Below are 12373 nucleotides of genomic sequence, written 5' to 3' on the forward strand. Positions count from 1 at the left end.
CTGGCCAGGCAGAACCCCTATCTCTGAAGGCCCTTCGGGTTGCATAGGGGACTTCTAGGGGTACGGAAGCAAAAGCAGCCCTGTTAGCCTGCGAACGTATTCTGGACAAGTTTGCCCAATGCCTTTTCGGGGCGTTGTCGGCGCATTATCGGTGAGCCATGATTCGGCCGGTGCTACGGAGTGGAACATTGAGCGACTTCGCGGAATTCGCAGCCCCCTTGTACGCGGCCCTCAAGGACAAGCCCGAGGCGGAACAGCGGCGTCGGCTCCGCGAACTGGTGGGCGAGCAGGTCGCAGCGGTGCTCGGCGCGGGTGGCACCGACGGCGGCGAAGCGCCGCGCCCCGCACCGGACATGACACGTCCTTTCCTCGACCTCGGCCTCGACTCCCTGACGGCGGTGGAGCTCCACCGCCGCCTCAAGCAGGCCACCGGCCTCTCCCTGCCCGTCACCGTCGTCTTCGACTACCCCAGCGCCGACGCGCTCGCCCGTCACCTGCGCGCCGAACTCTTCGACAGCGCCGACGACAGCACCCCCCTCGTGACGGCGCGCCGCGACGACGACGAGCCGATCGCCATCGTCGCGATGAGCTGCCGACTGCCGGGCGGAGTCGAAACCCCCGAAGGGCTCTGGCAGTTGGTCGCCGAAGGCACCGACGCCATCAGCGGCTTCCCCACCGAGCGTGGCTGGGACCTCGACGCCCTCTACGCCCCCGACGCCGACCGTCCCGGCACCAGCTACGTCCGCGAGGGCGGATTCCTGCACGAGGCGACCGACTTCGACGCAGCCTTCTTCGGCCTCTCACCGCGCGAGGCCCTCGCCATGGACCCGCAGCAGCGGCTCCTCCTCGAATCGTCCTGGGAGGCACTCGAGCGCGCGGGCATCACGCCCGACTCACTGCGCGACTCCGGCACCGGCGTCTTCGTCGGCGCCGAGACCCAGGAGTACGGGCCGCGCCTGGGCGACGCCGCCGACGGCATGGAGGGCTACCTCGTCACCGGTACCGCCGCCAGCGTCGCGTCGGGCCGCATCGCCTACACCCTCGGCCTGCAGGGCCCCGCCATGACCGTCGACACGGCCTGCTCGTCCTCCCTGGTCGCCCTGCACCTCGCGGTACAGGCACTGCGCCAGGGCGAGTGCGCGCTCGCCCTGGCCGGAGGCGTCGTCGTCATGGCCTCGCCCGGTTCGTTCCTGGCCTTCAGCCGCCAGCGCGGCCTGGCCCCCGACGGCCGCTGCAAGCCCTTCGCCGAGGCCGCGGACGGCACGGCATGGGGCGAGGGCGTCGGCATTCTGGTCCTCGAGCGGCTGTCGGACGCGCGCCGTAACGGCCACCAGGTCCTCGCGGTCGTACGGGGTTCCGCGGTGAACCAGGACGGTGCGAGCAACGGCCTCACGGCGCCCAACGGTCCCTCGCAGCGGCGCGTGATCCGCACAGCTCTGGCAAGTGCGGGGCTCACGGCCGGTGACGTGGACGCGGTCGAGGCCCACGGTACGGGTACCACCTTGGGCGACCCGATCGAGGCGCAGGCGCTGCTCGCCACCTACGGCAAGGACCGGCCGGAGGGCCAGGACCCGCTGTGGCTCGGGTCGCTGAAGTCGAACGTCGGCCACACGCAGGCCGCCGCCGGTGTCGCCGGAGTCATCAAGATGGTCATGGCGATGCGCGAGGGCATCCTGCCCAAGACGCTGCACGTCGACGAGCCCAGCTCGCACGTCGACTGGTCCGCCGGGGCCGTCGAGCTGCTGACCGAGGCGCGCGCCTGGCCACAGCGGCAGGACGGGGCGCCCCGCCGGGCCGGTGTGTCCTCGTTCGGCATGAGCGGGACCAACGCGCACGTGATCATCGAGCAGGCGCCGCTCGACGTTCCGACGGTGGACGACGTGCCCGCCGGGCCCCCGCAGGTGGTGCCGGGCGTGGTGCCGCTCGCGCTGTCGGGCCGGACCCCGGAGGCGCTGCGCGGCCAGGCTGCCCGGCTGCACGAACGGCTGCTTTCCGAGCCCGGGACGGGCGCCGCAGAGTTCGGCTGGTCCCTGGCCGTGGCGCGGTCGCGGTTCGAGCACCGGGGTGTCGTGGTCGGACAGGACCGTGCCGAACTCCTCGACGGACTCGCCCACCTCGCCCGGGAGGGCGTGACGGGTCCCGGCGTGATCGTGGGCCGGTCGGACGCGGGTACGGCGGCCGGCGCGGATGCCGCACGCCCCGTGTTCGTCTTCCCCGGGCAGGGTTCGCAGTGGGCCGGGATGGCCGTGGAACTCCTCGACTCCTCACCGGTGTTCGCCGCGAGCATGGAGGAGTGCGCCGACGCGCTCGGACCGTTCGTGGACTGGGACCTGTTCGAGGAACTGTCCGGCGACAACTTCGACCGCGTCGACGTGGTCCAGCCGGTCCTCTTCGCGGTGATGGTGTCCCTCGCCGCCGTGTGGCGTGCGGCAGGGGTCGAGCCCGCCGCGGTCGTCGGGCACAGCCAGGGCGAGATAGCCGCCGCGTGCGTGGCGGGCGCCCTGTCCCTCGAGGACGCGGCGTGGGTCGTGGCGCTGCGCAGCCAGGCCATCCTGGAACTCTCCGGCAGGGGCGGCATGGTGTCCGTACCCCTGGCCGAGGAACGCGTGCGGGAGCTGCTCACCGCGTGGGGCGACCGCATCTCCGTGGCCGCCGTCAACGGACCGTCCCACGTGGTGGTCTCGGGTGAGACGACGGCCCTGGAGGAACTCGTGGCGCAGTGCGCCGCCCAGGACATCCGGGCCCGCACCATCCCCGTGGACTACGCCTCTCACTCCGTGCAGGTCGAGGCCGTCGAGGAACACCTGGAGAGGGTTCTGGCCCCCGTCGCGCCCAGGACGCCCGACGTGCCGGTGTACTCGACGCTCACCGGCGACTGGCTGGACGACGGCTCCCCGATGGACGGGGCCTACTGGTACCGCAACCTGCGCCGGACGGTCCTCTTCAAGCAGGCCGTCCACGGGCTCCTCGCCGAAGGCCACGACCTGTTCCTGGAGATGAGCCCGCACCCCGTGCTGACCGTCCCCGTGCAGGCTGCCATCGAGGAGACCGGCCGCGAGGACACGGCGGCCGCCCTCGGTTCGCTGCGCCGCGACGAGGGCGGCGCGACCCGCCTCGCCGCGTCCTTCGCCGAAGCACACGTCAACGGCGCCGAACTCGACTGGCGGGCCCTCTACCCCGGCGCCGCCGTGCACCCCGCCGTCGACCTGCCCACGTACGCCTTCCAGCGGGAGCGCCACTGGCTGGAGGCCACACCGGCCGCTGCCGCCGCCCTTGCCGGTCCGGCCGCCGACGAAGCCGAGGAACGCTTCTGGGAGGCCGTGGAGCGCGCCGACCTCGCGGAGCTGACGTCCACGCTCACCGACGTCGACGAGGGCCCGCTCAGTGCCGTCCTGCCCGGCCTCGCGTCCTGGCGGCGACAGCGCAGGGAACGCTCCGTCGTCGACGGCTGGCGCTACCGGGTCACCTGGAAGCCGCTCCGCGGCAGCCTCACCGCGCCGTCCGGGATCGCGGGCGGCCGCTGGCTGGTCGTGGTACCGACAGGTGCAGCAGGCCACCCGTGGGCGGCAGGCGCCGTCGAGGCACTGGCCAAGGCGGGCGCCCGTCCCGTCGAACTGAACCTCCACACCACAGAGCTGACACGAGAATCACTCGCCGCGCGACTGCGTGACGTCGCCGCGGACGGGGAACTGTCCGGCGTCCTCTCCCTCCTCGCCCTCGACGAGCAGCCCCACCCCGGCCACCCCGACGTCCCGGCCGGGCTCGCGGGCACGGTCGCGCTCCTCCAGGCCCTGGGCGACGCGGAGACCGAAGCACGGCTCTGGGCGGTCTCCAGCGGCGCCGTCTCCACAGGCCGCAGCGACCGGCTCGCCCACCCCGCCCAGGCCCAGGTGTGGGGACTCGGCCGGGCCGCCGCCCTCGAACACCCCGACCGCTGGGGCGGCCTCGTCGACCTGCCCGCGACACCGGACGCCCGCACGGGGGCCCGGCTCGCCGGGGTCGTCGCCGGCGCCGGCGACGAGGACCAGTTCGCCGTGCGCGGCTCCGGAGTCTTCGTGCGCCGACTCGTCCGCGGCGAGGCAGCGGGCGCCGAACCGCCCCGGCACACCGAGTGGACCCCCCGCGGCACCGTCCTCGTGACGGGCGGCACCGGCGCCCTCGGCGGACACATCGCACGGCGCCTCGCCCGCGAGGGCGCCGAACACCTCGTCCTCACGAGCCGCCGCGGCCCGGCCGCACCCGGCGCCACCGAACTCACCGCGCAACTCCAGGAGCTGGGGGCTCGCGTCACCATCGTCGCCTGCGACGCCGCCGACCGCGATGCCCTCGCCCGACTCATGGACGGCATCCCCGCCGACATGCCCCTGACGGCGGTCGTGCACACGGCAGGGACCCTGGACGACGGGGTCCTCGACGCCCTCACCCCCGGCCGGATCGAGGGCGTCCTGCGCTCCAAGGCCACTGCGGCCCGCCACCTGCACGAGTTCACCCGCACCCTCGACCTCGATGCGTTCGTCCTCTACTCGTCTGCGTCCGGTTCCCTCGGCAGCGCCGGACAGGCCAACTACGCCGCCGCCAACACCTTCCTCGACGCGCTCGCCGAACAGCGCCGCGCCGACGGACTGCCCGCCACCTCCATCGCCTGGGGCACCTGGGGCGGCGGCGGCCTCGCCGACACCGCCGTACGCGCCGACCGGGCGCGCCGCGACGGCATGCCCCCCATGGACCCTGAACTCGCCGTCTCCGCCCTGTGGCAGGCCGTCGAACGCGGCGACACCACCGCCGTCATCGCGTCCGTGGCGTGGGGCACCTTCCTGCCCGGCTTCGTCGCAGCCCGGCCGGGACCGCTCTTCGCGGAACTGCCCGAAGCACGCCCCACGGCCCCGGCCGACACCACCGGATCCACGAGCGGCCCCGGCACCGCCACCGCACCCGACTGGGTGCGCCGGCTCGCCCCGCTCCCCGCCCCCGAACGCGCCACCGCCGTGCTCGCCTTCGTCCGCTCCCAGGCCGCCGCCGTACTCGGGCACCCCACACAGGACACCATCGAACCCACACGTGCCTTCCGCGAGTTGGGCTTCGACTCGCTCACCGCCGTAGAGCTGCGCAACCGCGTCCAGGCCGCCACCGGGCTGCGCCTCCCGGCCTCCCTCGTCTTCGACTACCCCAGCTCCGTCGGCCTCGCGGAGCACCTCGCCACCGAGCTGTTCGGGAGCGGCGCGGATGCGACGCGGGCCGCCGCGGCGGGCCAAGGCGCGACGGTGAACGGTACCGGCACGGCCGACGACCCCATCGCGATCGTGTCGATGAGCTGCCGCTTCCCCGGCGGCGTCCGATCGCCCGAAGAGCTGTGGCACCTCGTCGCCGAGGGCAGGGACGCCATGACGGAGTTCCCGGCCGACCGCGGCTGGGACCTCGCGAATCTCTACCACTCCGACCCCGACCGCCCGGGCACCAGCTATGTCCGCGAAGGCGGATTCCTCGACGGGGCCGACAAGTTCGACGCGGACTTCTTCGGCATCTCCCCGCGCGAGGCGCTCGCGATGGACCCGCAGCAGCGCCAACTCCTCGAATCATCATGGGAGTTGCTCGAAAACGCGGGCATCGACCCGACGGTGCTGCGCGGCAGCCGTACCGGAGTCTTCGTCGGCTCCAACGGCGAGGACTACATATCCCGCATGGCGACGGTCCCCCCGGAGATCGAGGGCCACGTCCTCACCGGCAACGCCGTCAGCGTCATGTCGGGACGACTGTCGTACGCGTACGGCCTCGAAGGCCCCGCCGTCACGGTGGACACCGCCTGCTCGGCGTCCCTGGTCGCCCTCCACCTCGCCGCACAGGCGCTGCGCCAGGGCGAGTGCGACCTGGCGCTCGCGGGCGGCGTCACGGTGATGTCATCCCCTGACACATTCGTGCAGTTCAGTCGTCAGCGTGGGCTCGCGGTGGATGGTCGTTGCAAGGCGTTCGCGGAGGCTGCGGATGGTACGGGGTGGGGTGAGGGTGTCGGGCTGCTGCTCCTTGAGCGGTTGTCGGATGCGCGCCGGAATGGCCATGAGGTGATGGCGGTGGTGAGTGGTTCGGCGGTGAATCAGGATGGTGCGAGTAATGGGTTGACGGCGCCGAACGGTCCTTCGCAGCAGCGGGTGATTCGGGCTGCGTTGGCGAGTGCGGGGCTTGCGGCGGGTGATGTGGATGCGGTGGAGGCGCACGGTACGGGGACGACGTTGGGTGACCCGATCGAGGCGCAGGCGCTGCTTGCGACCTACGGGCGGGAGCGGGGCGAGGGGCGGGAGCCGTTGTGGCTGGGCTCGGTGAAGTCGAATCTCGGTCATACGCAGGCCGCGGCGGGTGTTGCCGGTGTGATCAAGATGGTCATGGCGATGCGGGCGGGTGTCCTGCCGCCGACCCTGCACGTCGACGCTCCGACGTCCGAAGTCGACTGGTCGGCGGGGGCTGTCGAGCTGTTGACGGAGGCGCGGGAGTGGCCTGAGCGCGGTGATTCCCCGCGGCGGGCGGGTATCTCGTCGTTCGGCGTGAGCGGAACCAATGCGCACGTGATCGTGGAGCATGCGCCGGAGATCGTCGAGGAGGCTGAGGCGGCCACGGATGCGCAGCTGCCTCCGGCGATCGTGCCGTTGGTGGTGTCGGCTCGGAGCGCGGAGGCGTTGCGGGCGCAGGTTGACTTGGTGCGTGAAGTTGCCGTGCATGTCGGTGGGTTGCGCTCGCGCTCGGTGAGTCCTGTGGATGTGGGCTGGTCGCTGGTGTCGGGGCGGGCGGAGCTTGAGCATCGGGCTGTGCTTCTGGGGGAGCGTGAGGTTTCCGGGGCTGTGGTGGAGGGGCGCCTGGGTGTTGTCTTTACCGGTCAGGGCAGTCAGCGGATCGGTATGGGCCGGGGGCTTTACGAGGCCTTCCCGGTGTTCGCGGACGCGCTGGACGAGGTGTGCGCGCATCTGGACGCGGTCCTTGATCGGCCGCTGAAGGACGTCATGTTCGGTGATGATGCGGAGCTGCTTGGGCAGACGGGTTATGCGCAGCCTGCGTTGTTCGCGGTGGAGGTGGCCCTGTTCCGCCTGGCTGAGTCGTTCGGGGTGCGGCCGGAGATACTCGGTGGGCATTCGGTGGGTGAGCTTGTTGCGGCGTACGTGGCTGGGCTCTGGTCCCTGGAAGACGCGGCCCGGCTGGTGGCTGCCCGGGGCAGGCTGATGCAGGCGCTGCCCGAGGGCGGGGCGATGCTTGCGGTGCAGGCGGCGGAGGCTGACGTACTGCCGCTGCTTGAGGGCTTGGAGGGGCAGGTTGGTCTGGCGGCGGTGAACGGTCCGTCGCAGGTGGTGCTCTCTGGTGATCGTGCCGTCCTGGAGGGTGTGGCCGGGTCGTTGAAGGGTCAGGGGCGGAAGGTGCGGTGGCTGAAGGTCTCGCACGCCTTCCACTCTCCGCTGATGGATCCGGTGCTGGAGGACTTCCGCAAGGTCGCGCAGAGCCTGGCGTATGAGCCCCCGGCCCTGCCGGTCGTCTCGAATCTGACGGGTGAGCTGGCCGAGGCCGCTGAGCTCCAGGACCCGGAGTACTGGGTGCGCCATGTCCGCGATGCGGTCCGCTTCCACGACGGCCTCAACTCCCTCACGTCGTTCGGGGTGTCGACGCTGCTCGAACTGGGCCCGGACTCCGTCCTGACCGCGATGGCGCACGACACCCTCACCGAGCCCGAGGCCCAGGCGGGTCTGATTGCGGCCCTGCGCAAAGACCGCCCCGAGCCCGACACGTTCTTGACCGCCCTGGCCCAGGCATACGTACGAGGCGTCGACGTCGACTGGACGCCCCTCTACGAGCCCATCGCCACCCGCCGCCGCGTGGATCTGCCCACCTACCCCTTCCAGTCGCAGCGCTACTGGCTGGAGTCGGCCCAAACCGTGCCCGCCGCAGCCTCCGGTGAACCCGCCGTGAACGAGGTCGAGGAACGTTTCTGGGAGGCTGTGGAGCGCGAGGACCTGGCGCTGCTCTCCGCCGAGCTGGACGCCGAGGGCAGTGGTGCCGGTGCCGCGCTGGGCGAGATTCTGCCGGTCCTGTCGTCGTGGCGACGGCAGCGGCGGGAGACGTCCACGGTGGGGCGGTGGCTCTACCGGGAGTCCTGGAAGCCGCTGACGGGGCTTACGCGGGCTGCCCATTTTGGTACGTGGTGGGTGGTTGTGCCGGAGGGCAACTCGGACGAAGTGGCGTATCCCTGGGCCGAGGCCGCAGTGGCGGGACTTGAGGAGCGGGGCGCGAAGGTGTCCCGTATCGCGGTGGCCCGGGACGGGCTACAACGAGCTGACCTGGGTCGACGACTGCGTGAGCTGCTGGACGACGACCCCGCCGGTGCCCCGCAAGGTGTCCTGTCGTTGCTCGCCCTCGACGACTCCGCCGGCTCGGTCCACCCGGCCGTGAGTGTGGGCCTTGAGGGAGTGCTCGTACTGCTGCAGTCGTTGGGAGACGCAGGTATCGAGGCGCCGTTGTGGGCCGCGACGTGCGGGGCGGTGTCCACAGGGCGCTCGGACCGGCTGACGTCGCCGTCTCAGGCGACTGTGTGGGGCATGGGCCGGGTGGCGGCGTTGGAGTATCCGGAGCGTTGGGGTGGCCTCATCGATCTGCCGGTGAACGTCGATAGGCGGGCGCTGTCGCGGTTTGCCGGGGTGCTTGCGGGTGTTGGTGGTGAGGATCAGTTGGCGGTGCGTGGGTCGGGTGTTTTTGTTCGTCGTTTGGTGCGGGTTGAGTCGGAGTCGGCTGTTCCGGTTGGTTCGGTTGGTTCGGCTGGTTCGGTTGGTTCGGCCGGTTTGGGTGGGTTTGTTGGTGGGTGGTCGGCTGGGGGGACTGTGCTGGTCACTGGTGGTACGGGTGCGGTTGGTTCGCATGTGGCGCGGTGGTTGGCGCGTGAGGGGGTGGAGCGTCTTGTGTTGACGAGTCGGCGTGGGTTGTCGGCGCCGGGTGCGGGTGAGTTGGTTGGGGAGTTGGAGGGGTTGGGGGCTCGGGTTTCGGTGGTGGCTTGTGATGTGGGTGATCGGGGGGCTCTTGCGGGGGTGTTGGAGGGGATTTCGGAGGATGTGCCGTTGAGGGGGGTGTTTCATACGGCGGGTGTGTTGGATGACGGTGTTCTGGATGCGATGTCGGGTGAGCGTTTGGCGACTGTGTTGCGGCCCAAGGCTGAAGCGGCTTTGCATTTGCACGAGTTGACCCGGGACAGCGAGCACCTGACGGCATTCGTGCTCTTCTCGTCCGTCGCGGGCTCTATGGGCGTCGGCGGGCAGGGCAACTACTCGGCGGCGAACGCGTACCTCGACGCACTCGCCGAGCACCGGCGTGCGCTCGGGCTGCCCGCGGTGTCCCTCGCCTGGGGGCCGTGGGCCGAGAGTGGCATGGCCGCCGACGGCGGAGTGGTGGAGCACCGGGTCCGGGAGAGCGGCATGCCCGCGATGGCCCCGGACTTGGCCGTCGCCGCCATGGCCAGGGCCATCGATCCGGCCATGCCCGCCGCCGTCACGCTTGCCGACGTGGAATGGGCCCGGTACGCGTCGAGCTATCGCACGGCACGCCCCTGCCATCTGTTCGACGAACTGCCCGAGGCCAGGATGGGCGAGGCAGGAGAGACGGGCATAGCAGGAGGGGCAGGAAAGGGGAGCTTCGCGCCGGGAAGGGCGGGAGCTTCGTCCGATCCGTCGTCCGACAAATCCCTCGCGGATCGGCTCGCGGCGCTCCCGTCGGCTGAGCGCCAACGAGAGATCCTCGACTTCGTACAGACCTGCGTCGCCACCGTCCTCGGCTACCCGGCCACCAAGACGGTCGACGCGACACGCCCCTTCAAGGATCTCGGCTTCGACTCCCTGACCGCGGTGGAACTGCGCAACCTCATCGGGGCCGCCACCGGGCTGCGTCTCCCGGCCACCCTCGTCTTCGACCACCCGACTCCGGCCGCCCTCGCGGGCCACCTGCGCGGTGAACTGCTCGCCGACCTCGCCGACCTCGCCGACCTGGACGGCCCTGTCGGCGGCGCCGGAAGGGACACCAGCACCTCGGGTTCCGCTCCGGCGGCCTCCGCGATGGCCGACGATCCCCTCGCGATCGTGTCGATGAGCTGCCGCTTTCCGGGCGGTGTTCGCTCACCGGAGGACCTGTGGCGGCTGCTCCACGACGGCAGGGACGCCATCGGGGATATGCCTGACAACCGCGGCTGGAACGTCGACACTCTCTTCCACCCGGACCCGAGCAACCCGGGTACGAGCTACGTCCGTGAGGGCGGCTTCCTCCACGACATGGCCGACTTCGACGCTGATTTCTTCGGGATCTCGCCGCGTGAGGCGCTCGCGATGGACCCGCAGCAGCGGCTGCTCCTGGAGACGGCGTGGGAGGCGTTCGAGCGGGCGGGCATCGACCCGGCGACCCTGCGCGGCAGCCGTACCGGCGTCTTCGCCGGCACCAACGGCCAGGACTACGAGGATGTGCTCCGCACCGCACCTGACCGGGGCGAGGGCTACCTCGGGACCGGCAACGCGGCAAGCGTCGTCTCGGGACGACTGTCGTACGCGTTCGGCCTGGAAGGCCCTGCGGTCACGGTGGATACGGCCTGCTCGTCCTCCCTGGTTGCCTTGCATCTGGCGGCGCAGGCGCTGCGCCGGGGTGAGTGCGATCTGGCGCTCGCGGGCGGTGTGACGGTGATGTCGACGCCGGACACGTTTGTGGAGTTCAGTCGTCAGCGTGGGCTCGCGGTGGATGGTCGTTGCAAGGCGTTCGCGGAGGCTGCGGATGGTACGGGGTGGGGTGAGGGTGTCGGGCTGCTGCTCCTTGAGCGGTTGTCGGATGCGCGCCGGAATGGCCACGAGGTGTTGGCGATGGTGAGCGGTTCTGCCGTGAACCAGGATGGGGCGAGCAATGGGTTGACGGCGCCGAACGGCCCTTCGCAGCAGCGGGTGATCCGGGCTGCGTTGGCGAGTGCGGGGCTTGCGGCGGGTGATGTGGATGCGGTGGAGGCGCACGGTACGGGGACGACGTTGGGTGACCCGATCGAGGCGCAGGCGCTGCTTGCGACCTACGGGCGGGAGCGGGGCGAGGGGCGGGAGCCGTTGTGGCTGGGCTCGGTGAAGTCCAACATCGGCCACACGCAGGCCGCGGCGGGCGTCGCCGGTGTGATCAAGATGGTCATGGCGATGCGAATGGGAGTGCTGCCGCAGACGCTGCATGTCGATCGGCCGAGCAGCCATGTGGACTGGTCGGCGGGGGCTGTTGAGCTGTTGACGGAGGCGCGGGAGTGGCCTGAGCGCGGTGATTCCCCGCGGCGGGCTGGTGTGTCGTCGTTCGGTGTGAGCGGAACCAACGCGCATGTGATCGTGCAGCAGGCGCCGGAGGCCGTTGAGGAAGTCGAGGTGGCCACGGACGTCGAGACTCCTTCGACGGTCGTTCCATGGGTGGTGTCGGCGAAGAGCGCTGCTGCCCTGCGGGTGCAAGTGGAACGGCTGCGAGAAGTCGCGCCGGTTGATGGCAAGTTGGATCCTGTGGATGTGGGCTGGTCGCTGGTGTCGGGGCGGGCGGAGCTTGAGCATCGGGCTGTGCTTCTGGGGGAGCGTGAGGTTTCCGGGGCTGTGGTGGAGGGGCGCCTGGGTGTGCTCTTTACCGGTCAGGGCAGTCAGCGGATCGGTATGGGCCGGGGGCTTTACGAGGCCTTCCCGGTGTTCGCGGACGCGCTGGACGAGGTGTGCGCGTATCTGGATGCGGTGCTTGATCGGCCGTTGAAGGATGTGATGTTCGGTGATGATGCGGAGCTGCTTGGGCAGACGGGTTATGCGCAGCCTGCGTTGTTCGCGGTGGAGGTGGCCCTGTTCCGCCTGGCTGAGTCGTTCGGGGTGCGGCCGGAGATACTCGGTGGGCATTCGGTGGGTGAGCTTGTTGCGGCGTACGTGGCTGGGCTCTGGTCCCTGGAGGACGCGGCCCGGTTGGTGGCTGCCCGGGGCAGGTTGATGCAGGCGCTGCCCGAGGGTGGGGCGATGCTTGCGGTGCAGGCGGCGGAGGCGGATGTACTGCGGCTGCTTGAGGGCTTGGAGGGGCAGGTTGGTCTGGCGGCGGTGAACGGTCCTTCGCAGGTGGTGCTCTCCGGTGATCGTGCCGTCCTGGAGGGTGTGGCCGGGTCGCTGAAGAGCCAGGGGCGGAAGGTGCGGTGGCTGAAGGTCTCACACGCCTTCCACTCCCCGCTGATGGATCCGGTGCTGGAGGACTTCCGCAAGGTCGCACAGAGCCTGACGTACAACGCTCCGAAGCTCCCGGTCGTCTCCAACGTGACCGGGGAGCTCGCCACCGCCGCACAGCTGCGGGACCCGGAGTACTGGGTGCGCCATGTCCGCGATGCGGTCCGCTT

At 70.9% G+C, this 12373-nt stretch carries 1 protein-coding gene; it reads left to right on the forward strand.

Going from position 1 to position 12373, the window contains the following annotated elements; all coding sequences use genetic code 11:
• Nucleotides 1–188 precede the first annotated feature (188 nt).
• Nucleotides 189–12373: type I polyketide synthase (locus ACZ5CR_RS05620; RefSeq protein WP_468853851.1), on the forward strand; the 12185-nt coding region annotated here is incomplete at its 3' end.

Source organism: Streptomyces sp. NPDC031274, assembly GCF_055570235.1.